Raw genomic sequence first — 21,602 nt, 5'->3', positions numbered from 1 at the left:
CTTCTGCTGATAGCTGCGGTGGGTGTTGATTGTAATTAAGATGGCCCCATCTTTGTTCTTACATGTTTCTTCAGCCAAGGTGCCAACCGTGAGCGCGAACAACCCTCTTTTGCAGTCCTACGACCTGCCGCCGTTCTCGGCGATCCGTGCCGAGCACGTCCAGCCGGCCATCGAACAGATCCTCGCCGACAACCGTGTGGCTATCGCAGACATCCTGCAAAGCCAGGGCAAAAATCCGACATGGGCCGGTCTGGTCCTGGCCATGGATGAACTGAACGACCGCCTTGGCGCTGCCTGGAGCCCGGTCAGCCACCTCAATGCAGTGTGCAACAGCGCCGAGTTGCGTGAAGCCTACGAGGCTTGCCTGCCCGCCTTGAGTGCCTACTCCACCGAGATGGGCCAGAACCGTGAACTGTTCCAGGCTTTCGACGCCTTGGCCAACAGCCCCGAGGCCGCCGGTTTCGACGTGGCGCAAAAAACCATTCTGGAACACTCCCTGCGCGATTTCCGCCTGTCGGGTATCGACCTGCCGCCGGAGCAGCAAAAGCGCTACGCCGAAGTGCAAAGCAAGCTTTCCGAGCTGGGCAGCAAATTCTCCAACCAGTTGCTGGACGCTACCCAGGCCTGGACCAAGCACGTCACCGATGAAGCCACCCTCGCCGGCCTGACCGACTCGGCCAAGGCGCAAATGGCTGCCGCCGCCCAGGCCAAGGGCCTCGACGGCTGGCTGATCACCCTGGAATTCCCCAGCTATTACGCCGTGATGACCTATGCCCAGGACCGCGCCCTGCGTGAAGAGGTCTACGCGGCCTACTGCACCCGTGCGTCGGACCAGGGCCCGAATGCCGGTCAGAACGATAACGGCCCGGTGATGGAACAGATTCTCGACCTGCGTCAGGAACTGGCCCAATTGTTGGGTTACGCGTCCTTCGCCGAGCTGAGCCTGGCGACCAAGATGGCCGACTCCAGCGACCAGGTGCTGAGCTTCCTGCGGGACCTGGCCAAACGCAGCAAGCCGTTCGCCACACAGGATCTGCAACAGCTCAAGGCTTACGCCGCCGAACAAGGCTGCGCCGACCTGCAAAGCTGGGACAGCGGTTTCTATGGCGAAAAATTGCGTGAGCAGCGCTACAGCGTGTCCCAGGAAGCCCTGCGTGCTTACTTCCCGATCGACAAGGTGCTGGGCGGCCTGTTTGCCATTGTGCAACGCCTGTACGGCATCGAGATTGCCGAACAGAAGGGCTTCGACACCTGGCACCCGGACGTTCGCCTGTTTGAAATCAAAGAAAATGGCGAGCACGTCGGGCGCTTCTTCTTCGACCTGTATGCCCGCGCCAACAAGCGTGGCGGTGCCTGGATGGACGGTGCCCGCGATCGTCGTCGCACGGTCGACGGCGTGCTGCAAAGCCCGGTCGCCAACCTGGTGTGCAACTTCACGCCAGCCGACAGCGGCAAGCCTGCGCTGCTGACCCACGATGAAGTCACCACCCTGTTCCACGAATTCGGCCACGGCCTGCATCACCTGCTGACTCGCGTCGAGCACGCCGGTGTATCCGGGATCAACGGCGTGGCGTGGGATGCGGTGGAATTGCCGAGCCAATTCATGGAGAACTGGTGCTGGGAGCCCGAGGGCCTGGCGCTGATCTCCGGCCACTATGAAACCGGCGAGCCCCTGCCCCAGGATCTGCTGGAAAAAATGCTCGCGGCGAAGAATTTCCAGTCCGGCCTGATGATGGTGCGTCAGCTGGAGTTCTCGTTGTTCGACTTTGAGCTGCACGCCACTCATGGCGATGGCCGCAGCGTGGCGCAGGTGCTTGAAGGTGTACGTGATGAAGTCTCGGTGATGCGTCCGCCGGCCTACAACCGCTTCCCCAACAGCTTCGCGCACATCTTCGCCGGTGGTTATGCGGCGGGTTACTACAGCTACAAATGGGCCGAAGTGCTTTCGGCCGATGCCTTCTCCAAGTTCGAAGAAGACGGTGTGCTCAATGCCCAGACCGGGCGTGCGTTTCGCGAAGCGATCCTGGCGCGTGGCGGTTCCCAGGCGCCGATGGTGCTGTTCGTCGACTTCCGCGGACGGGCGCCGTCGATTGACGCACTCTTGCGCCACAGCGGCCTGAGTGAGGACGCGGCAGCATGAGTGAAGCGCCTGTGATTACCAAAAAGCAATTTATCGCCGGGGCGGTCTGCCCGGCGTGCAGTGAGCCGGACAAGTTGAAAATGTGGACCGAAGACAGCGTGCCGCATCGCGAATGCGTGGCCTGCGGGTATACCGATACGTTGAATGATCAGGGGCTTTCGGTGCCCAAGGAGTTGGGCACGCGGGTCAATACATCGGCATTGAAAGCGCCGGCGGATCCAAAAGTGCAGGCGGTGCAGTTCTTCCCCAATCCCAAGCTCAAAAAAGACTAAACCGGACTCACTGTAGGAGCGAGCTTGCTCGCGAAAAACGTTAACGATAACGCGGTTTCCCTAAGTAAACGCGGTGTCATTCAGTTATTCGCAAGTAAGCTCACGCCTACAATTTTTTCTCTTCCTGGCCCGTTGTGGTGATCCAGTCTTTCATTGAGCACAACGCGAACGCGCTGGTGCTGCAATCGCCATTCGCCAAAGCTGTACGCAACTTGTCGACATCGGCTTTCATCATGTAGCGAACCCCGTCCTTGAAGCCATTGCTGCTGCCGAAGCCGCCCAAGGTCATCTCGTTCAGCGCGTCCTCCTTGCTCCATCCCTGAACCACCACCCGATACATCGCTGCCATCAGGCCAGTCCGGTCGGCGCCGTGCTTGCAGTGCATCAACACCGGGCCATCTGCTTCTGCTGTCTGAATCGCTCTGATCGCCGCCAACACGTCGGAATCGTCGACATGGTTGGTGCGATAGCTCAACTGCACCTGTTTGATATCAGATGATTTAAGCCACTGCGCATCAGATTCCGGCAAAAAGTTGATGACGGTAGCGATCTTGAGTTCTTCCAAAATGGGCAGTGCATCACCGTCTGGCAATGCGCTGCGATAGAGCGTGGGCGTCATTTGATGCAGGTTGTACTGGTCACCCACTGGTTGGGCCCATTCCGGCGAGCGGATCGAGATCGCGTCATCGGCCTGGGCTTGAAGCGTGTTGAACAGGGCCATGACCGCCAAGCCGAGGATAGGCAGTAATCGTGTGTTGAACATGGACAGTGTGACCGAATAAGGAAGTGGCTGATGGGCCGCAGATTCGCTTAGGGGCGGTCAATGTCGCGTGAGGTCTTCGTCAAAGAATTGTGATTCATCCGATCTGATCCGGTGTTTTTCTCGCTGAATCGACTCTTCTCAATTCTTAGCCTGCTATCATTTGTAACTATTGTTTGCCAATGTGTTCTATGTTTTTGGATCCCATTGCTTGGCAAGCCTTCACGCTGCTCCCAGAAGCGGCGGATAAACCCGTGACCACATGATGAGGTGTATCCATGTCTGATCAAGATCAAGACAACCCCCGGCGTGACTTTCTACGCAAATCCTTGACCTTGATCCCGGTGGTCACGGTTGCCAGCACCGGCCTGGGTGGTTCGATGCTGATGGCCACGCCGGAGCCTGCCCAAGCGGCGCCGGCCAAACCTGCGACGAGCGATAAAGCCTATGAGCCGAGCTATTTCACGGCCGAGGAATGGGCGTTCATCAACGCCGCCGTCGAGCGCTTGATTCCGGCTGATGCCCAAGGCCCTGGCGCACTGGAAGCTGGCGCGCCGGAATATATCGACCGCCAGATGAACACCCCTTACGCCAGCGGCGCCCTGTGGTTCATGCAAGGTCCCTTCAACGCCGATGCGCCGCCGGAAATGGGCTGGCAGAGCAAATTGGTACCCAAGGAAATCTATCGCCTGGGTATCGCTGCAACGGACGCTTGGTCGAAAGCGTTCAACGGCAAGGCTTTTGCTGCGCAAGACAGCGCTACCCGAGACGACATGCTACGCCGTCTGGAGGCTGGCGGCAGCGAAGTTGCCGCGCACTTCGACGCCGTGCCGCCAAAGATGTTCTTTAACCTGTTGCTGCAAAACACCAAGGAAGGTTTCTTCTGCGACCCGATCCATGGCGGCAATAAAGGCATGGTCGGCTGGACCATGATCGGCTTCCCCGGCGCCCGCGCCGACTTCATGGATTGGGTGGAACGCAACGAGCAATACCCCTTCCCGGCTGTTTCCATTCGCGGCGAGAGGGCATAAACGTGGCGACCATCATGAAGAAAGTGGATGCGGTGATTGTAGGCTTTGGCTGGACCGGCGCGATCATGGCCAAGGAGCTGACGGAAGCAGGCCTCAACGTGGTAGCGCTGGAGCGCGGCCCGATGCAGGACACTTATCCGGACGGCAACTATCCCCAGGTCATCGACGAATTGACCTACAGCGTGCGTAAGAAGCTGTTCCAGGACATTTCCAAAGAGACAGTAACCATTCGCCATAGTGTGAATGATGTGGCCCTGCCCAACCGTCAACTCGGTGCGTTCCTGCCGGGTAACGGCGTGGGCGGCGCGGGGCTGCACTGGTCGGGCGTGCATTTTCGTGTCGATCCGATCGAGTTGCGTATGCGCAGCCATTACGAGGAACGCTACGGGAAGAACTTCATTCCCAAGGACATGACCATCCAGGATTTCGGCGTCAGCTATGAAGAGCTGGAGCCGTTTTTCGACTATGCGGAAAAAGTCTTCGGTACCTCCGGGCAGGCCTGGACGGTCAAAGGTCAGTTGGTAGGCGAAGGCCGTGGGGGCAACCCTTACGCGCCGGATCGTTCCAACCCGTTCCCGTTGGAGGCGCAGAAGAATACGGTCTCCGCACAACTGTTTCAGAAAGCAGCGACGGAGGTGGGTTACAAGCCTTACAACCTGCCGTCGGCCAATACGTCGGGGCCATACACCAACCCCTACGGCGCGCAGATGGGACCGTGCAATTTCTGCGGCTTTTGCAGTGGCTACGTGTGCTACATGTATTCCAAAGCGTCGCCGAACGTGAACATCCTGCCGGCCCTGCGCCAGGTGCCCAACTTCGAGTTGCGGCCCAATTCCCACGTACTCAAGGTCAACCTCGACAGCACCAAGAAAAAAGCCACCGGCGTGACCTATATCGATGCCCAGGGCCGCGAATGCGAGCAGCCGGCAGACCTGGTGATTCTGGGCGCGTTCCAGTTCCATAACGTGCGCCTGATGTTGCTGTCGGGCATCGGCAAACCCTACGACCCGATTACCAATGAGGGCGTGGTAGGCCGCAACTTCGCTTACCAGAACATGGGCACCATCAAGGCGTTCTTTGATAAGGACACCCACACCAACAACTTCATCGGCGCGGGCGGCAATGGCGTGGCCATCGACGACTTCAACGCCGACAACTTCGACCACGGCCCCCACGGCTTCGTGGGGGGCTCGCCGATGTGGGTAAACCAGGCGGGCAGCCGGCCGATTGCCGGTACTTCCAACCCGCCGGGCACGCCGGCCTGGGGCAGCGCCTGGAAGCGTGCCACCGCCGATTACTACACCCACCAGGTGTCGATGGATGCTCACGGTGCCCATCAATCCTACCGTAGTAACTATCTGGATCTGGATCCGGTTTACCGCGATGCCTACGGCCTGCCGCTGCTGCGCATGACGTTCGACTGGCAGGAAAACGACATCAAGATGAACCGCTTCATGGTCGAGAAAATGGGCAAGGTCGCACAGGCGATGAACCCCAAGGCCATCGCCGTGTTGGGTAAAAAAGTCGGTGATCACTTCAATACCGCCTCTTACCAGACCACCCACCTCAACGGCGGCGCCATCATGGGCACCGACCCGAAAACCAGTGCGTTGAACCGCTACCTGCAGTGTTGGGATGTGCACAACGTGTTCGTCCCGGGCGCGTCCGCTTTCCCACAGGGCTTGGGCTATAACCCTACCGGCCTGGTGGCAGCTTTGACCTATTGGTCAGCTCGAGCAATCCGCGAGCAGTACCTGAAAAACCCCGGCCCACTGGTTCAGGCATAAGGAGCGATGACCATGAAAGCACTCGTTATCGCCTCCCTGGCGCTCTTCAGCAGCTGCTCGGTGAGCGCTGCGGAATCTGACTTGATCAAGCAGGGTGAATACCTGGCACGTGCCGGCGACTGCGTGGCTTGCCACACCGCCAAAGGCGGCAAACCCTTCGCCGGTGGCCTGCCGATGGAAACACCCATCGGCGTGATCTACTCCACCAACATCACCCCAGACAAGACCGGCCTGGGCGACTACAGCTTCGAAGACTTCGACAAGGCCGTGCGCCATGGCGTCGCCAAGAACGGCAGTACGCTTTACCCGGCGATGCCCTACCCGTCCTACGCGCGTGTCAGCGATAGCGATATGCAAGCGCTGTATGCGTACTTCATGAAGGGCGTCGAGCCGGTCGCCCAAGAGAACAAGGACAGCGATATCCCCTGGCCTTTGAGTATGCGTTGGCCGCTGGCCGCGTGGCGCTGGATGTTTGCGCCGGCGGTCGAGACGCAACCGTCACCAGCCGCAGCGGATCCGGTGATCAGCCGTGGCGCGTACTTGGTGGAAGGCCTGGGACACTGCGGCGCCTGCCATACGCCGCGTGCCCTGACCATGCAGGAAAAAGCCCTGAGCGCCACTGACGGCAACGACTTCCTGTCCGGCAGCGCGCCGTTGGAGGGCTGGATTGCGAAAAGCCTGCGCGGCGACCACAAGGACGGTCTCGGCAGTTGGAGCGAAGAGCAACTGGTGCAGTTTCTCAAGACCGGTCGCAGTGACCGCAGTGCGGTGTTCGGTGGTATGAGCGATGTTGTCGTCCACAGCATGCAGTACATGTCAGAAGATGACTTGACCGCTATCGCCCGTTACCTCAAGAGCCTGCCGGCGGTGGACCCCAAGGATCAGCCGCACCAGTACGACAAGCAGGTGGCCGAGGCGCTTTGGAAAGGTGATGACAGCAAGCCGGGCGCCTCGGTGTATATCGACAACTGCGCGGCCTGCCACCGCACCGATGGTCATGGCTATACGCGGGTGTTCCCGGCGCTGGCGGGTAACCCGGTCGTGCAGACGGCGGACGCCACGTCGTTGATCAACATTGTGTTGAACGGCGGTACCTTGCCGGCGACGCATACCGCGCCGTCCACCTTCACCATGCCGGCATTCGCCTGGCGGCTGTCGGACCAGGAAGTGGCCGATGTGGTCAGTTTTATCCGTGGCAGCTGGGGCAACCAAGGTGCGCCGGTAAACGCCAGCGATGTGGCAGGTCTGCGCAAAAGCGATATGCGCACCACGTCGGGCGATGATCTGGGGCAGGTGACGCAAAAGCACTGATCCCACTCTAGCCGCCCAACGGCACTGGTCAGCAACCCCGCGCCTCGATACTGTATATAAAAACAGTATCGAGGCGTTTTCATGACTACTGCGCTGCCGCCCCGGGGTCGGGGCACGGCCACCAACCTGCACAACCGGTTTGCACCTACGGTCAGCGTGGCCGAGGACGATGGCTGGTACCAGGAGGTGCCGCCCACTCAAGGCACCGAAGTGCGTATCGAAACGGCCAAGACCATCATCACCCGCAACAACTCGCCGGACTTGCCGTTCGATCGCTCGATCAACCCTTACCGCGGCTGTGAGCATGGGTGCATCTATTGTTATGCACGGCCCAGCCATGCCTATTGGGACATGTCCCCGGGGCTCGACTTCGAGACCCGGCTGATTGCCAAGAGCAATGCGGCCGATGTGCTGGAGCAGCAGCTGTCCAAGCCTGGCTATGTGTGCGCGCCGATCAACCTGGGCTCTAACACCGATCCGTACCAGCCTATCGAACGCGAATACAGGATCACGCGGCAAACCCTTGAAGTGCTGCTACGCTACCGTCACCCGGTGACGATCATCACCAAGGGCTCGCTGATCCTGCGTGATCTGGACCTGCTCACCGAGTTGGCCCGTCAGCGCCTGGTGGCGGTGATGATCAGCCTGACCAGCCTGGATGACGAGCTCAAGCGCATCCTGGAGCCACGCACGGCGGCGCCGAAGGCGCGGTTGCGGGCCATTCGGGTGATGCGCGACGCGGGTATTGCGGTGGGTGTGTTGTGCTCGCCGATGATTCCGATGATCAACGACAGTGAGCTGGAAAACCTGCTGACCGAGGCTCATGCGGCCGGTGCGCAAAGCGCGGCGTACATGATGCTGCGCCTGCCGTTGGAAGTGGCGCCGCTGTTCGAGGAGTGGCTGGCGGCACACTACCCGCAGCGTGCGGCTCATGTGATGAGCCTGGTGCGTCAGGTACGCGGTGGTGAGGTGTATGACAGCCGCTTCGGTGTGCGCATGCGGGGTGAAGGGCCCTTTGCCGATTTGCTGGCTCAACGCTTCAGCAAGGCGATCAAGCGTTTGGGGCTGAACCGACGCGAAGGATTCAACCTGGATTGCACCGCATTCTGCCCACCGGGCAGACAGATGACATTGTTGTAAACTGAAGAAGATGGCGGTGAATTTACCGTAGGAATAGTCGCCTTTTGACATCACTGAAACCCGCGATCTAGAGCGTTTCATTCAGTTTGAGTTAAGTTTCAGCGGTTACCTTGTTCAGCGAGTGACTGACGAGTCGGTGCCCTGTTCTGCGGTGGTTTTACAACTATTTCACTGCCCTGGCGTCGAACTGACCTGAACCCTCCCCTGCATTGATCAAGAGGATGAATCATGAGTGACAAGGATAAACAGCCGTTGGCTGCGTCGGCTTCAGCCCCTGTGGCGGAGTCCGCCGATGCAGCGCTGCAACACATCGTTGACGGTTTTTTGCATTTCCATCACGACGTCTTCCCTCAGCAGGAAGAACTCTTCAAGAAACTTGCCACGGCCCAGAGCCCGCGGGCAATGTTCATTACCTGCGCCGACTCGCGCATCGTGCCCGAGCTGATTACCCAAAGCTCCCCGGGCGACCTGTTCGTGACCCGTAACGTCGGTAACGTGGTGCCTCCCTACGGCCAAATGAACGGTGGTGTCTCCACGGCCATCGAGTATGCGGTGCTTGCCCTTGGTGTACAGCACATCATTGTGTGCGGGCACTCCGACTGCGGCGCGATGCGCGCGGTACTCAACCCAGACAGCCTGGAAAAGATGCCGACGGTCAAGGCATGGCTGCGTCACGCCGAGGTCGCCAAGACCATGGTCCATGACAACTGCGACTGCGCCAACGAAGGCGAGAGCATGGCGGTGCTGACCGAAGAAAACGTTATCGCCCAACTGCAACATTTGCGCACCCACCCTTCCGTGGCTTCGCGCATGGCCAATGGTCATTTGTTTATCCATGGCTGGATCTACAACATCGAGACCAGCGAAATTCGGGCCTACGATGCGGACAAAGCGGCGTTCCGACCGCTGAACGGCACCGAGCCGATCCCTTCAGCGACGCCTAAAGCGCGCTTCTAAAACACTTCCCTGCCGGGTAACGCGGTGGCTGCCATGGACGCAGCCAGGCTTTACCGCGCCCGGCGAATGCCTCGGGAGAGTCATCATGCGTGCTGCTCAATTGAAAGCTGTTTTGCCACGAGAGCTGCTCGCCTCGGTGGTTGTTTTTCTGGTTGCCTTGCCGCTGTGCATGGGCATTGCGATCGCATCCGGTATGCCGCCGGCCAAGGGGCTGATCACCGGGATCATCGGTGGCCTGGTGGTGGGCTGGTTGGCGGGGTCGCCGCTGCAAGTCAGCGGCCCGGCGGCGGGTTTGGCGGTACTGGTGTTCGAACTGGTGCGCCAACACGGCATGATGATGCTGGGGCCGATCCTGCTGCTGGCCGGCTTCCTACAACTGGTGGCCGGGCGTTTGCGCCTGGGTTGCTGGTTTCGTGTCACGGCGCCGGCGGTTGTCTACGGCATGTTGGCGGGGATCGGCGTGTTGATTGTGCTTTCGCAGATCCATGTGATGCTTGATGGGGCGCCCAAGCCATCCGGGCTGGATAACCTGGCAGGCTTCCCGGCGGCGGTGGCTGAAGCGCTTCCGACCTTGGGTGGCGGGCTCGGGTGGCAGGCCGGCCTGCTCGGTCTGTCGACCATGTTGGTCATGTACCTGTGGGACAAATTCCGCCCGCGGCAATTGCGTTTTGTGCCGGGCGCCCTGCTGGGGGTGGGGCTGGCGACCGTCACCAGCCTGGTGCTGGCCCTGCAGGTCAAGCGCGTGGAGGTCCCGGAAAATCTCGCGGATGCCATTGACTGGCTGCGCCCCAGCGATCTGCTCAACCTGGCTGACCCACAGCTGTTGATCGCAGCTTTCGCCGTAGCGTTTATCGCCAGCGCCGAAACCCTGCTGTCTGCCGCAGCGGTGGATCGTATGCACAGCGGCCAGCGTTCCGATTTCGATAAGGAATTGTCTGCCCAAGGTGTCGGCAACATGCTCTGCGGCCTGGTGGGTGCCCTGCCGATGACCGGCGTGATCGTGCGCAGCTCGGCCAACGTCCAGGCCGGGGCTACCACTCGCTTGTCGGCGATGTTCCATGGCCTGTGGTTGCTCGGCTTCGTGCTCTTGCTGTCGAGCGTGCTGCAAAGCATTCCGGTCGCGAGCCTGGCGGGTGTGCTGGTGTACACCGGGATCAAGCTGGTGGACGTCAAGGCGTTCAAGGCGCTGGGACGTTACGGGCGGATGCCGATGTTCACCTATGCGGCCACGGCACTGGCGATCATCTTCACCGACTTGCTGACCGGTGTGCTGGTGGGCTTCGGACTTACGCTGCTCAAACTGGCCTTCAAGGCTTCGCGGCTGAAAGTCAGCTTGATCGACCTGCCTCAAGAGGGGGAGATGGAGCTGCGCTTGACGGGTGCGGCGACCTTTCTGAAAGTGCCGGCGCTGACTCAGGTGCTGTCGGCGGTGCCTGCGGGGACCACGTTGCATGTGCCGCTGAGTAACTTGAGTTACATCGACCACTCTTGTCTGGAATTGCTGGAGGAGTGGGGACGGGCCAATGCGGCCAAGGGTTCGACGCTGGTGATCGAGGCGCGTGGCTTGAAGCGCCGGTTGGAAGGTCGGGTACGTACGACGGTGGGAATAGGTTCGGCGCCGTCCGTTACCTGACGAAACCCGATCAAAAAATGTGGGAGGGGGCTTGCTCCCGATAGCGGTGGACCAGTCAAAATCTCTTTGGCTGATACACCGCTATCGGGAGCAAGCCCCCTCCCACATTTGATCGCCGTAAAATGGCAGTTTTATGCAGGCTGATCCAGCGTCAGCTCAACCCCAAGCTGGCGCGACAGGCACGGCCAGCGCTTCCATGCCGCTTCGGTGCTCGGGCTCTTCAGGGTCTCGCGGTACGCCTCGACCGACTCCAGCGCAAAACTGTCTTCGTTGAGCATTTCATCCACTGCGTGGTGTACGGCTTCATCCAATTGGTTGGCGAATGTTTCGCCGATCAATTGATGGGCAATCACGTTGGCCACGGTGGTATCCGCCGGAATCAACGGCTGGCCGAAATGCTTGATATACAGATCGTTGACCTCCTCCACCAAGCGATGGGCCAGGTAAGCTTCGTCCAGCAGGCCGTCCAGACCTTCGTGGCCGGCCAGGATCGCGGGGGGTTGCAGGAAGAAGTGTTCGGCGATTTTCAGCACCGGCTTGATCTGGCTTTCAATTCCGGCCTCGCGGGCCACGTCATTGGCAGCGTCCAGCAAATCGGGAACCAGGTCGATGTAAGCGGTGACAAAGCGCGTCATAACGATGTTGCGATCACCGTCAGCCAGGGAAATGGCCGAGTGCAGGTGCGGCAATTGTTGTCCCAACTGAGTGGCAAGTTGGCCGGTGCTGGCTTCGTGTTGATGGGCACGGGAAATCTGCTCGCGCAATGCGGCGGTGTTCATGAAGGCTCCAGTGAAACAGGCGTAGGAAAAGGGAGAGGATAAGGTAGTTCGTTTATACGAGCGCCTAAGACGCATTTGTCATAATTATTTCATGGTTATAGGCAGGCGTTATATCGAAATGCCATCGTTCGTCGGATAAACGATTCCGCCGCCCATTTTACGGGGTCCGTCTGTCTGTTTCTATTCATTTGCCCCCACACATTGCGGGGTTGCTAGGGCTGTCTATACTCGGTTTTGTACGCAATTAGCTGATGACGCCCAACTGCATGGCGCAGGCAAGGCTTGGCGGTTGTAAGCAGTATGGAAGCCGCTCCCTTGGCCGCAGGTGCAAACCGGCGGGATAACAAGAAACATAAAGGGGAACCCGCAATGACGCGACATCCACACGTATGGATGGGCCTCCTGTTGTGGTCGGTATTCGGCCAGGCGCACGCCGCCTGGACAACGAATATGGCGCCAGGGGCTACTGAAGTCAGTCACGCCGTGTTTGACCTGCACATGACCATTTTCTGGATCTGTGTGGTGATCGGCATCGTCGTGTTTGGCGCGATGTTCTGGTCGATGATTTTGCACCGGCGATCCACGGGCCAGGTCGCGGCCAAGTTTCACGAGAGCACCACGGTGGAAATTCTCTGGACGGTCGTGCCCCTGCTGATCCTGGTGGCCATGGCGATTCCGGCGACCAAGACCCTGATCAACATCTACGACAGCAGTGAGTCGGATATCGATATCCAGGTCACCGGCTACCAGTGGAAGTGGCACTACAAATACCTGGGCCAGGATGTGGAGTTCTTCAGCAACCTGGCCACGCCCGCCGAGCAGATTCATAACCAGGCCACCAAGGGCGAACATTACCTGTTGGAAGTCGACCAGCCGCTGGTGTTGCCGGTGGGTGCCAAGGTGCGCTTTCTGGTGACCGCCGCCGACGTGATCCACTCCTGGTGGGTGCCGGCCTTTGCGGTCAAGCGCGATGCCATCCCGGGCTTCGTCAACGAGGCTTGGACCCGTGTCGAGAAACCCGGCATCTACCGCGGCCAGTGCGCCGAACTTTGCGGCAAAGACCACGGCTTCATGCCCATCGTGGTCGAGGTCAAGTCCCGGGCCGACTACGACACCTGGCTCGGCGAGCGCAAGGAAGAAGCGGCCAAGCTCAAGGAGCTGACCTCCAAAGAGTGGACGCTGGACGAACTGGTGGCCCGTGGCGACAAGGTCTATCACACCACCTGCGTTGCCTGTCACCAGGCTGAGGGCCAAGGTTTGCCGCCGATGTTCCCGGCGCTCAAGGGCTCGAAAATCGCCACCGGCCCCGCCGCCGATCACCTGGGCATCGTCTTCCACGGTAAGCCCGGCACCGCGATGGCAGCCTTCGGCAAACAACTCTCGGAAGTGGATATCGCCGCCGTGGTGACTTACGAGCGTAACGCCTGGGGCAATAACAAAGGCGACATGGTCACGCCCAAAGACGTGCTGGCTTTGAAACAGGCCGAAAGCAAATGACTACTTTCAACGCCAATACCCTGAATCGCCCCGCTCACTCGCTTGCAGGAGAACGGCCATGAGCACTGTGATCGACCACGGTCATGCCGACCATGCCCACGGCCCCGCCAAAGGCTTGATGCGCTGGGTGCTGACCACCAACCACAAAGACATCGGCACGATGTACCTGTGGTTTGCCTTCACCATGTTCCTGCTCGGTGGCTCGTTTGCCATGGTGATCCGCGCCGAGCTGTTTCAGCCAGGCCTGCAGATCGTGCAGCCGGCGTTCTTCAACCAGATGACCACCATGCACGGCCTGATCATGGTGTTCGGCGCGGTGATGCCGGCCTTCGTCGGGCTGGCCAACTGGATGATCCCGCTGATGATCGGCGCGCCGGACATGGCCCTGCCGCGCATGAACAATTTCAGCTTCTGGCTGCTGCCGGCGGCGTTCCTGCTGCTGGTCTCCACCTTGTTCAGCCCCGGTGGCGGGCCGAACTTCGGTTGGACTTTCTATGCGCCGCTTTCCACCACCTATGCGCCGGAAAGCGTGACGTTCTTTATCTTTGCCATCCACCTGATGGGCATCAGTTCGATCATGGGCGCGATCAACGTGGTCGCCACCATCCTCAATCTGCGTGCCCCCGGCATGACCTTGATGAAGATGCCGCTGTTCGTGTGGACCTGGCTGATCACCGCGTTCCTGCTGATCGCGGTGATGCCGGTGCTGGCGGGCTGCGTGACCATGATGCTGATGGATATCCACTTCGGTACCAGCTTCTTCAGCGCGGCCGGTGGCGGTGATCCGGTGCTGTTCCAGCATGTGTTCTGGTTCTTTGGCCATCCCGAGGTGTACATCATGATTCTGCCGGCGTTTGGCGCCGTCAGCTCGATCATCCCGACCTTCTCGCGCAAGCCGCTGTTTGGCTACACCTCGATGGTCTACGCCACGGCGAGCATCGCGTTCCTGTCGTTCATCGTCTGGGCGCACCACATGTTCGTGGTGGGCATTCCGCTGGTGGGTGAGTTGTTCTTCATGTATGCGACCCTGCTGATCGCCGTGCCCACGGGGGTGAAGGTATTCAACTGGGTCAGCACCATGTGGCAGGGCTCGCTGACGTTCGAGACGCCGATGCTGTTTGCGGTGGCCTTCGTGATCCTGTTCACCATTGGCGGCTTCTCCGGGCTGATGCTGGCGATTGCCCCGGCGGACTTCCAGTACCACGACACCTACTTTGTGGTGGCGCACTTCCATTACGTACTGGTGCCCGGCGCGATCTTCGGGATCTTCGCTTCGGCCTACTACTGGCTGCCGAAATGGACTGGCCACATGTACGACGAAACCCTGGGCAAGTTGCATTTCTGGCTGTCTTTCGTGGGCATGAACATGGCGTTCTTCCCCATGCACTTTGTGGGGCTGGCGGGTATGCCGCGGCGGGTGCCGGACTACAACCTGCAATTCGCCGACTTCAACATGGTTTCGTCCATTGGTGCCTTTATGTTCGGCGCCACACAGATCTTCTTCCTGTTCATTGTCATCAAGTGCATCCGTGGGGGTACGCCGGCACCGGCCAAGCCCTGGGATGGCGCCGAGGGCCTGGAATGGAGCGTGCCCTCGCCTGCGCCGTATCACACCTTCACCACCCCGCCGGAGGTCAAATGAATACCTCTGTGTGTTGCGAACGCGGTCCATGTGGGAGGGGCGCACCAGCCTTGGGTGGGTGTCATGTCTGACTCCGTGCCGATCAAACGCCTGGTCACCCGCCTGCTGATCCTGGTACTGGCGATGTTCGCCTTCGGCTTCGCGCTGGTGCCGATCTACGACGTGATGTGCAAGGCCTTCGGCATCAACGGCAAGACCGCCGGGCAGTACGAGGGCGAGCAAATGGTCGACCCCTCACGTCAGGTTCGGGTGCAGTTTCTGTCCACCAACGCCATCGACATGGTCTGGGAATTTCATTCCAAGGCCGATGAGATTGTGGTCAACCCGGGGGCGGTCAACGAGATGCTGTTCGTGGCCTACAACCCCACCAATAAGCCGATGACCGCCCAGGCGATCCCGAGTATTTCCCCGGCCGAAGTGGCCATGTATTTCCACAAGACCGAATGCTTTTGCTTCACCCAGCAAGTGCTTCAGCCGGGTGAGCGCATCGAGATGCCGGTGCGTTTTATCGTCGACCGCGCGATGCCCAAGGATGTGAAGCATTTGACCCTGGCGTACACGCTGTTCGATATCACTGCGCGCCAACCGCCCGTGGCCGCGAGGACCGGGGGCTAGCTACTGTTTGCCCCCTCAATCAGGAGAGCGAATACATGTCGACTCATGATACGTACTACGTACCAGCGCAAAGCAAATGGCCGATAATTGCCACGATTGGCCTGCTGGTCACCGTGTACGGCCTGGCGGTGTGGTTCAACGACTTGAAGGCTGCGCGCCCCGAATCCCACGGGCCGTGGATCTTTTTCGTCGGCGGCCTGTTGTTGGCCTACATGCTGTTTGGCTGGTTCGGTGCTGTGATCAAGGAAAGTCGCGACGGGCTGTACAGCGCGCAAATGGACCGCTCGTTTCGCTGGGGCATGACCTGGTTCATCTTTTCGGAGGTGATGTTCTTTATCGCGTTCTTCGGTGCGTTGTTTTATGTGCGGCACATGTCGGCGCCATGGCTGGCAGGTGAGGGCTCCAAAGGCGTTGCGCATATGCTGTGGCCGAACTTCGAGTTCGCCTGGCCCTTGCTCAATAACCCTGACCCCAAGCTCTATCCTGCGCCTGAAGGCACCATCAGCCCGTGGGGCCTGCCGTTGGTGAATACCATCCTGCTGGTGAGCTCCAGCGTGACCATCACCATCGCCCACCATGCCCTGCGTAAAGGCCATCGGGGTGCGCTGAAAATCTGGCTGGCGATCACAGTGCTGTTGGGCTTGGCGTTTCTCGGGTTCCAGGCCGAGGAGTACATCCACGCCTATAAAGAACTGGGCCTGACCCTGGGTTCAGGGGTATACGGCGCCACGTTCTTCATGCTGACGGGCTTTCACGGCGCCCACGTAACCATCGGCACCATCATTTTATTCGTGATGCTGATGCGCATCCTGCGTGGGCATTTCAACGCCGAGCACCAGTTCGGCTTCGAGGCGGCCAGTTGGTATTGGCACTTTGTGGACGTGGTGTGGATCGGGTTGTTTTTCTTTGTTTATGTGCTGTGAGGCGGATTACCAAGGCGCATGAGAGACCAGTTGGCCGCTGAAAAAGCCCCAGGCGATCAGGCCCACGGTGATCACGGCCAGTACCACACGCACGGTCAAGGCAGTGACGAGGCGGTTGGAGTTGCCCTCGTCCTTGACCAGGAAGAACAGGCCACTGAACAGGCTCACGACAGTCGCGATCAGCATCAGGGCAATGGCTGCTTTGAGCATGGTCTGGCTCCAGGGCTACAGAGGGAGGGGCGATGAGATCCAGTATAGCCAGTGCCATGCAGCGCTTTCGTCCAGGTATCGCGCCGACGCTGGTGGTGCTGGTGTTGCTGCCGCTCATGGTGAGCCTGGGGTTCTGGCAACTGTCCCGTGGGCATGAAAAACAGCTGCTGGTGGAGCGTTATGCCGAGCGCCGCGCTGCCGAGGCGATCAGCAGTGCGCAGCTCAATGATATGGCCGACCCTGCCTTTCGCCGCGTCCATCTTCGCGGGCAATTGGACGCTGCGCACAGCATATTGCTGGATAACCGTATGCGTGACGGCAAGGCAGGTGTCGAGCTGCTGCAACCCTTTCAGGACCAGGCTAGCGGCCTGTGGCTGTTGCTTAATCGCGGCTGGTTGCCGTGGCCGGACCGGCGCACGCCGCCGGCCTTCTCCACGCCTGAACAGGCATTGAATCTTGACGCCTGGGTGTACGTCGCCCCCGGCGAGACCTTCCAACTGCATGCCGACCCTGCCAGCGCGCAATGGCCACGTTTGCTCACCGCACTGCATCCCGCCGCGCTGTGGGACGAGCTGGGGCGCAGCGGCTTTGCCTACGAACTGCGTGCCGAAGCGGGCCCGGGTACGTACGAAACCACCTGGCCTATCGTTGCCATGGGCCCGGAAAAACACTTGGCCTACGCAGTGCAGTGGTTCGCCATGGCACTGGCACTGCTGGTGCTTTACCTCTACCTCGGATGGCACAACAAAAAGGAGAAGCCCCATGGGAGCGGCCATGAATCCACCCAGCACGTCTGAAACGCCGGACCGGCGCAAAGGGCGCTGGCAGCTGATTTTGATCCTCATGATGGTGATCGGTCCGATGGCGCTGGCCACCTTCATGTACAAGTTGCAGTTCTGGGTGCCGGACAGCCGCAGCTATCACGGTGAACTGATCGGCAACGGCCAGACCCGTGCCGATATCGGCGTGCAGGCCGGCGAAGGTCGGTGGCAACTGTTGGTCACCGCACCCACCGCCTGCGCCGCCGATTGCCAACAACTGGTGTACTTGGCGCGCCAACTGCAAATCAGCCTTGGCCGTGATGCGTCCCGCGCCAACCATGCCCTGGCGGCTGCGCAACCGCTGAGCACCGACTATGAGGCCAAGCTCAAGGCTGAGTACCCGCAACTGCAGCGCTACCCGCTGGATGTGTCGACCTTTGCCAGGAACGCCGCGGCGCCCGGTGAGGCTCAACTGTGGATCGTCGACCCCCACGGCAACCTGGTGCTGCGCTACGACGCCAAGGTCAAGGGCAAGGACTTGCTCAACGACCTGCGCCTGCTGCTGAAACTGTCGAACATCGGATAGGGGCACCGTCATGGCCAAGCCTGGATTTCGCCTCGCGCTGTTTGCCACCTTATTGGCGCTGATCGTCGTGCTGCTCGGTGCCTATACCCGGCTGACCCACGCCGGGCTCGGCTGCCCGGACTGGCCCGGTTGCTACGGCTTTATCAGCGTGCCGCAAAGCGAAGCCCAACTGGCCCATGCCGAACTGCATTTTCCGGATGCGCCGGTAGAGGCTGACAAGGGCTGGGCAGAAATGACCCATCGCTACTTCGCCGGCACCCTGGGGCTGCTGATCGCGCTGCTGGCGGCGCGTGCGTGGAGCCATCGACGCGATCCGGGCCAACCGGTGAAACTGCCATTGTTTGTATTGGTGGTGGTGTTCGCCCAGGCGGCTTTTGGTATGTGGACGGTGACGTTGAAGCTCTGGCCGCAGGTGGTGACGGGGCATCTGCTGGGCGGCTTTGCGACCTTGAGCCTGTTGTTTCTGCTCACTTTGCGCCTGTCCGGTGTGCTGCCTGCGTTGATTGTGCCCAGGCGCCTGCAATATTGGGCAACGGCGGGGCTGGTACTGGTAATCGGGCAGATCGCGCTGGGCGGTTGGGTCAGTTCCAACTACGCGGCCGTGGCCTGTGTCGACCTACCGACCTGTCACGGCCAATGGTGGCCGGCGGCGGATTTTGCCAATGGCTTTCACCTGACCCAGCATATCGGCCCCAATTACCTGGGCGGCCAACTTGATAGCGAGGCGCGCACGGCGATCCACCTGACCCATCGCATCGGCGCGGTACTGGTCACCTTGGTGCTATTGGGGTTGGCCTGGCAACTGCGTGCAGTGGGCATGACGCGGTTGGCGGGCTTGCTGCTGATCGCCCTGGCTGCGCAAATCTGCCTGGGTGTGAGCAATGTGGCGTTCGGCCTGCCGCTGCCGGTGGCGGTGGGTCACAACGCGGGTGGAGCGGCCTTGTTGCTGAGCCTGGTGCTGGTCAATTACCACGCCCGCACGAGCCTGGTCCGGGTTCGCGCCCCGCTGACGCTCGGTTGGCGGTTCATCCCGCGCAAACAGGTCTCAGGCCTGATCACCCTTAAAGGAGAGATGCCATGGCGACCCTGATCGGCGCAGGTCACGATCGGGCAATCTGGCGTGACTATCTGGAGCTGACCAAGCCCAAAGTGGTGGTGCTGATGCTGATCACCTCGCTGGTGGGCATGTTCCTGGCCACCCGCGCTGGCGTGCCGTGGACGGTGCTGGTGTTCGGTAACCTGGGCATTGCCCTGTGTGCAGGCGGCGCGGCGGCGGTGAACCATGTGGTTGATCGGCGGATTGATGCGCTGATGGCGCGCACCCATAAGCGGCCACTGGCTGAGGGCCGTGTATCGCCCGCTGCAGCATTGGCCTTTGCGTTGTTGCTGGCGGTGGCGGGCCTGGCGCTGCTGTTGGCGTTCACCAACCCGCTGGCGGCCTGGCTGACATTGGCGTCGCTGCTCGGGTACGCGGTGATCTACACCGGTTTTCTCAAGCGGGCGACGCCGCAAAATATCGTCATCGGTGGCCTGGCCGGCGCAGCGCCGCCGCTGCTGGGTTGGGTGGCCGTCACCGGGCATGTGAGTGCCGAACCCCTGCTGTTGATGCTGATTATCTTCGCCTGGACCCCGCCGCACTTCTGGGCCCTGGCCATTCACCGCAAAGAGGAATACGCCAAGGCCGACATCCCCATGTTGCCGGTCACCCATGGCGAGCACTACACCAAGGTGCATATCCTGCTATATACCTCCGCCTTGCTGGCGGTGAGCCTGATGCCCTATGTCATCCATATGAGTGGCGTGCTCTACCTGGCCTCTGCCCTGGTTTTGGGCGCACGCTTTCTGCAATGGGCCTGGGTGCTGTACCGTGGCACCCAGCCGCACGCGGCGATCAACACGTTCAAGTACTCTATCTGGTACTTGCTGTTGCTGTTTATCGCCCTGCTCGTAGACCACTACTTACTGTTGAACCTATGACTCGAACTCAAAAAACCGTCTTCATCCTCGTGGCCCTGGTGGCGTTGATCATGGGCCTGACCGTCAACAAAGTGCTCTCGGGCAAAGGCCAGGGCGACCCGACCGCGCTGATCGACGCGGGCATCATCCTGCTGCCGCAAAGCCGCCAGTTGCCCGCAGTGAGCATGACCAACCAGGACGGCCAGCCGGTGCTGGCCAATGAATTGAAAGGCAAGTGGAGTCTGTTGTTCTTCGGCTACACCTTCTGCCCGGACATCTGCCCGACCACCCTCGCCCAGCTGCGCCAGATCAAGAGCGAGCTGCCTAAAGAGGCTGTGGATAAGTTGCAGGTGATTTTGGTCAGCGTCGATCCGAACCGCGATACTCCGGCCCAGCTCAAGCAGTACCTGGGTTACTTCGACCCGCAATTCCAGGGCCTGACCGGCGCGAATGTTGAGGATGTGCAGAAGGTTTCGAATGCCGTCAGCATCCCCTTCATTCCGGCAGATACCAGCAAGCCGAACTACACCGTGGACCACAGCGGCAACCTGGCGCTGATCGGCCCGGATGGTACCCAGCGTGGCTTTATCCGAGCGCCGCTGAACAACCAGAAACTGGTAGCGCAGTTGCCAGGCTTGCTCCAACGCAAGTAAAGACAACACAAAACCAAATGTGGGAGGGGGCTTGCTCCCGATAGCGGTGGGTCAGTCAGCTCATGCATCGACTGACACCCTGCTATCGGGAGCAAGCCCCCTCCCACATTTTTGATCTTCAGTGTTTTGGAGATCTAGGCGGGTCAGAACGCCGGCTTGATCGCGCCTTTGTACTTCTCTTCGATGAATTTTTTCACTTCAGGCGTGTGCAAGGCTGCAACCAGCTTCTTCACTGCGTCCGAATCCTTGTTGTCTTCGCGGGTCACCAGGATGTTCACATAAGGCGAGTCGCTGCCTTCGATGACCAGGGCGTCCTTGGATGGATCCAGCTTGGCTTCCAGGGCGTAGTTGGTGTTGATCAGTGCCAGGTCGACCTGGGTCAACACGCGCGGCAGGGTGGCGGCTTCCAGTTCGCGGAACTTGAGGTTTTTATCGTTGCCGGTGATGTCCTTGATGGTCGACAGGATGTTGGTCGGGTCCTTCAGGGTGATCAGACCGTTCTTGGCCAGCAGCAACAGCGCACGACCGCCGTTGGTGGCGTCGTTAGGGATCACCACGTTGGCGCCGTCAGGCAGGTCGGCCAGTTTCTTGTACTTGCTGGAGTAGGCGCCCAGCGGCTCCAGGTGCACGCCGCCAACGCTCACCAGGTGAGTGCCCTTGGCCTTGTTGAACTCATCCAGGTACGGCTGGTGCTGGAAGAAGTTGGCGTCCAGGCGTTTTTCAGCCACTTGCACGTTTGGCTGCACGTAATCGGTGAAAACTTTGACCTGCAAATCCACGCCTTCTTTGGCAAGGGCAGGCTTCACGAATTCGAGGATTTCCGCATGAGGCACCGGCGAGGCAGCGACCTTGATCGTCTCGGCATGGGCGGAAAACGCGGCAACGGCAGCGAAGGCAACCAGTAGTTTTTTCATCCAGCAAGCTCCTTGTTCGGGCATCTGCCGGCTGT

21 protein-coding genes are annotated in these 21,602 nt (G+C 60.2%); 17 read left to right on the top strand and 4 right to left on the bottom strand.

All coding sequences use genetic code 11. From position 1 onward, the window contains the following. Positions 1–88 precede the first annotated feature (88 nt). The gene (gene prlC / locus JH25_RS13105; protein WP_032878576.1) at positions 89–2,140 is read left to right on the top strand and encodes an oligopeptidase A; all 2,052 of its coding nucleotides are present in this window, start codon (positions 89–91) and stop codon (positions 2,138–2,140) included. Beyond that, a complete protein-coding gene (locus JH25_RS13110) occupies positions 2,137–2,412 on the top strand; it encodes a YheV family putative zinc ribbon protein (protein WP_032878575.1) in 276 nt (91 codons plus the stop codon). Before prlC ends, JH25_RS13110 begins: the two co-directional genes overlap by 4 nt. A gap of 106 nt (positions 2,413–2,518) precedes the next feature. Here JH25_RS13110 and JH25_RS13115 read toward each other — a convergent pair whose 3' ends face one another. Continuing rightward, complete coding sequence (locus JH25_RS13115; protein WP_032878574.1) at positions 2,519–3,175, bottom strand: dual specificity protein phosphatase family protein; 657 nt, start codon at positions 3,173–3,175, stop codon at positions 2,519–2,521. Between the two features lie 275 nt (positions 3,176–3,450). Here JH25_RS13115 and JH25_RS13120 point away from each other — a divergent pair, with 275 nt between their 5' ends. The 6 genes from JH25_RS13120 to JH25_RS13145 all read left to right on the top strand — a co-directional run bounded on the left by JH25_RS13120 (position 3,451) and on the right by JH25_RS13145 (position 11,031). Beyond that, positions 3,451–4,203 carry a gluconate 2-dehydrogenase subunit 3 family protein gene (locus tag JH25_RS13120; RefSeq protein ID WP_032878573.1) on the top strand — a complete coding sequence of 251 codons (753 nt, stop codon included), beginning with the start codon at positions 3,451–3,453 and terminating at the stop codon, positions 4,201–4,203. 2 nt (positions 4,204–4,205) lie between these two features. Continuing rightward, a complete protein-coding gene (locus JH25_RS13125; RefSeq protein ID WP_005783418.1) occupies positions 4,206–5,990 on the top strand; it encodes a GMC family oxidoreductase in 1,785 nt (594 codons plus the stop codon). A 12-nt stretch (positions 5,991–6,002) separates the two neighbouring features. After that, positions 6,003–7,301, top strand: a complete 1,299-nt coding sequence (locus JH25_RS13130; protein ID WP_032878572.1) for a cytochrome c — start codon at positions 6,003–6,005, stop codon at positions 7,299–7,301. 81 nt (positions 7,302–7,382) lie between these two features. Beyond that, a complete protein-coding gene (locus JH25_RS13135; RefSeq protein ID WP_032878571.1) occupies positions 7,383–8,441 on the top strand; it encodes a PA0069 family radical SAM protein in 1,059 nt (352 codons plus the stop codon). 228 nt (positions 8,442–8,669) lie between these two features. Further along, the gene (locus JH25_RS13140; protein WP_005783421.1) at positions 8,670–9,398 is read left to right on the top strand and encodes a carbonic anhydrase; all 729 of its coding nucleotides are present in this window, start codon (positions 8,670–8,672) and stop codon (positions 9,396–9,398) included. A gap of 85 nt (positions 9,399–9,483) precedes the next feature. After that, complete coding sequence (locus JH25_RS13145; RefSeq protein WP_032878570.1) at positions 9,484–11,031, top strand: SulP family inorganic anion transporter; 1,548 nt, start codon at positions 9,484–9,486, stop codon at positions 11,029–11,031. 131 nt (positions 11,032–11,162) lie between these two features. Here JH25_RS13145 and JH25_RS13150 read toward each other — a convergent pair whose 3' ends face one another. Next, the gene (locus JH25_RS13150; RefSeq protein WP_032878569.1) at positions 11,163–11,810 is read right to left on the bottom strand and encodes a hypothetical protein; all 648 of its coding nucleotides are present in this window, start codon (positions 11,808–11,810) and stop codon (positions 11,163–11,165) included. Between the two features lie 369 nt (positions 11,811–12,179). Here JH25_RS13150 and coxB point away from each other — a divergent pair, with 369 nt between their 5' ends. The 4 genes from coxB to JH25_RS13170 all read left to right on the top strand — a co-directional run bounded on the left by coxB (position 12,180) and on the right by JH25_RS13170 (position 16,487). Then, entirely contained in the window at positions 12,180–13,307 is a 1,128-nt protein-coding gene (gene coxB, locus JH25_RS13155; RefSeq protein ID WP_005783424.1) for a cytochrome c oxidase subunit II, read from the top strand. 58 nt (positions 13,308–13,365) lie between these two features. Continuing rightward, on the top strand, positions 13,366–14,949 hold the full coding sequence (gene ctaD / locus JH25_RS13160) for a cytochrome c oxidase subunit I (RefSeq protein WP_005783425.1): 1,584 nt from the start codon (positions 13,366–13,368) through the stop codon (positions 14,947–14,949). A gap of 63 nt (positions 14,950–15,012) precedes the next feature. Then, positions 15,013–15,564, top strand: coding sequence for a cytochrome c oxidase assembly protein (locus tag JH25_RS13165; protein WP_032878568.1), 552 nt, complete (start codon positions 15,013–15,015; stop codon positions 15,562–15,564). A 35-nt stretch (positions 15,565–15,599) separates the two neighbouring features. Next, a complete protein-coding gene (locus JH25_RS13170) occupies positions 15,600–16,487 on the top strand; it encodes a cytochrome c oxidase subunit 3 (protein WP_005783427.1) in 888 nt (295 codons plus the stop codon). A gap of 6 nt (positions 16,488–16,493) precedes the next feature. Here JH25_RS13170 and JH25_RS13175 read toward each other — a convergent pair whose 3' ends face one another. Continuing rightward, complete coding sequence (locus tag JH25_RS13175) at positions 16,494–16,697, bottom strand: twin transmembrane helix small protein (RefSeq protein ID WP_032878566.1); 204 nt, start codon at positions 16,695–16,697, stop codon at positions 16,494–16,496. A gap of 32 nt (positions 16,698–16,729) precedes the next feature. Here JH25_RS13175 and JH25_RS13180 point away from each other — a divergent pair, with 32 nt between their 5' ends. Genes JH25_RS13180 through JH25_RS13200 form a run of 5 tightly spaced genes read left to right on the top strand, consistent with a single transcriptional unit; the run spans position 16,730 to position 20,653 of the window. Further along, positions 16,730–17,494: an SURF1 family protein gene (locus JH25_RS13180; RefSeq protein ID WP_032878565.1), complete on the top strand. Its 765-nt coding sequence runs from the start codon at positions 16,730–16,732 to the stop codon at positions 17,492–17,494. Beyond that, entirely contained in the window at positions 17,460–18,044 is a 585-nt protein-coding gene (locus JH25_RS13185) for a hypothetical protein (protein ID WP_005783430.1), read from the top strand. Before JH25_RS13180 ends, JH25_RS13185 begins: the two co-directional genes overlap by 35 nt. A gap of 10 nt (positions 18,045–18,054) precedes the next feature. Continuing rightward, positions 18,055–19,134, top strand: coding sequence for a COX15/CtaA family protein (locus tag JH25_RS13190; RefSeq protein WP_032878564.1), 1,080 nt, complete (start codon positions 18,055–18,057; stop codon positions 19,132–19,134). After that, the gene (gene cyoE, locus JH25_RS13195; RefSeq protein ID WP_032878562.1) at positions 19,122–20,021 is read left to right on the top strand and encodes a heme o synthase; all 900 of its coding nucleotides are present in this window, start codon (positions 19,122–19,124) and stop codon (positions 20,019–20,021) included. The genes JH25_RS13190 and cyoE overlap by 13 nt, the downstream gene beginning before the upstream one ends. Further along, a complete protein-coding gene (locus JH25_RS13200) occupies positions 20,018–20,653 on the top strand; it encodes an SCO family protein (protein ID WP_005783433.1) in 636 nt (211 codons plus the stop codon). Before cyoE ends, JH25_RS13200 begins: the two co-directional genes overlap by 4 nt. A gap of 143 nt (positions 20,654–20,796) precedes the next feature. On the opposite strand, the gene JH25_RS13205 is transcribed toward JH25_RS13200, so the two are convergent. After that, positions 20,797–21,567, bottom strand: coding sequence for a MetQ/NlpA family ABC transporter substrate-binding protein (locus JH25_RS13205; RefSeq protein WP_032878561.1), 771 nt, complete (start codon positions 21,565–21,567; stop codon positions 20,797–20,799). Positions 21,568–21,602 lie beyond the last annotated feature (35 nt).

The organism is Pseudomonas sp. BRG-100, from assembly GCF_000737955.1.
Lineage (GTDB): Bacteria > Pseudomonadota > Gammaproteobacteria > Pseudomonadales > Pseudomonadaceae > Aquipseudomonas > Aquipseudomonas synxantha_A.
Note: the sequence above shows the minus strand (reverse complement) of the source record. Positions and strands in the feature narration are given on the sequence as shown.

Excerpts from the sequence above, each read along its gene's own strand:
- coxB (WP_005783424.1), top strand. The coding sequence starts at position 12,180 with ATGACGCGACATCCACACGTATGGATGGGCCTCCTGTTGTGGTCGGTA.
- cyoE (WP_032878562.1), top strand. The coding sequence starts at position 19,122 with ATGGCGACCCTGATCGGCGCAGGTCACGATCGGGCAATCTGGCGTGAC.
- JH25_RS13115 (WP_032878574.1), bottom strand. The coding sequence starts at position 3,175 with ATGTTCAACACACGATTACTGCCTATCCTCGGCTTGGCGGTCATGGCC.
- JH25_RS13130 (WP_032878572.1), top strand. The coding sequence starts at position 6,003 with ATGAAAGCACTCGTTATCGCCTCCCTGGCGCTCTTCAGCAGCTGCTCG.
- JH25_RS13140 (WP_005783421.1), top strand. The coding sequence starts at position 8,670 with ATGAGTGACAAGGATAAACAGCCGTTGGCTGCGTCGGCTTCAGCCCCT.
- JH25_RS13110 (WP_032878575.1), top strand. The coding sequence starts at position 2,137 with ATGAGTGAAGCGCCTGTGATTACCAAAAAGCAATTTATCGCCGGGGCG.
- JH25_RS13150 (WP_032878569.1), bottom strand. The coding sequence starts at position 11,810 with ATGAACACCGCCGCATTGCGCGAGCAGATTTCCCGTGCCCATCAACAC.
- JH25_RS13200 (WP_005783433.1), top strand. The coding sequence starts at position 20,018 with ATGACTCGAACTCAAAAAACCGTCTTCATCCTCGTGGCCCTGGTGGCG.
- ctaD (WP_005783425.1), top strand. The coding sequence starts at position 13,366 with ATGAGCACTGTGATCGACCACGGTCATGCCGACCATGCCCACGGCCCC.
- JH25_RS13165 (WP_032878568.1), top strand. The coding sequence starts at position 15,013 with ATGTCTGACTCCGTGCCGATCAAACGCCTGGTCACCCGCCTGCTGATC.
- JH25_RS13180 (WP_032878565.1), top strand. The coding sequence starts at position 16,730 with ATGAGATCCAGTATAGCCAGTGCCATGCAGCGCTTTCGTCCAGGTATC.
- JH25_RS13175 (WP_032878566.1), bottom strand. The coding sequence starts at position 16,697 with ATGCTCAAAGCAGCCATTGCCCTGATGCTGATCGCGACTGTCGTGAGC.
- JH25_RS13190 (WP_032878564.1), top strand. The coding sequence starts at position 18,055 with ATGGCCAAGCCTGGATTTCGCCTCGCGCTGTTTGCCACCTTATTGGCG.
- JH25_RS13205 (WP_032878561.1), bottom strand. The coding sequence starts at position 21,567 with ATGAAAAAACTACTGGTTGCCTTCGCTGCCGTTGCCGCGTTTTCCGCC.
- JH25_RS13185 (WP_005783430.1), top strand. The coding sequence starts at position 17,460 with ATGGGAGCGGCCATGAATCCACCCAGCACGTCTGAAACGCCGGACCGG.
- JH25_RS13120 (WP_032878573.1), top strand. The coding sequence starts at position 3,451 with ATGTCTGATCAAGATCAAGACAACCCCCGGCGTGACTTTCTACGCAAA.
- JH25_RS13135 (WP_032878571.1), top strand. The coding sequence starts at position 7,383 with ATGACTACTGCGCTGCCGCCCCGGGGTCGGGGCACGGCCACCAACCTG.
- JH25_RS13170 (WP_005783427.1), top strand. The coding sequence starts at position 15,600 with ATGTCGACTCATGATACGTACTACGTACCAGCGCAAAGCAAATGGCCG.
- JH25_RS13145 (WP_032878570.1), top strand. The coding sequence starts at position 9,484 with ATGCGTGCTGCTCAATTGAAAGCTGTTTTGCCACGAGAGCTGCTCGCC.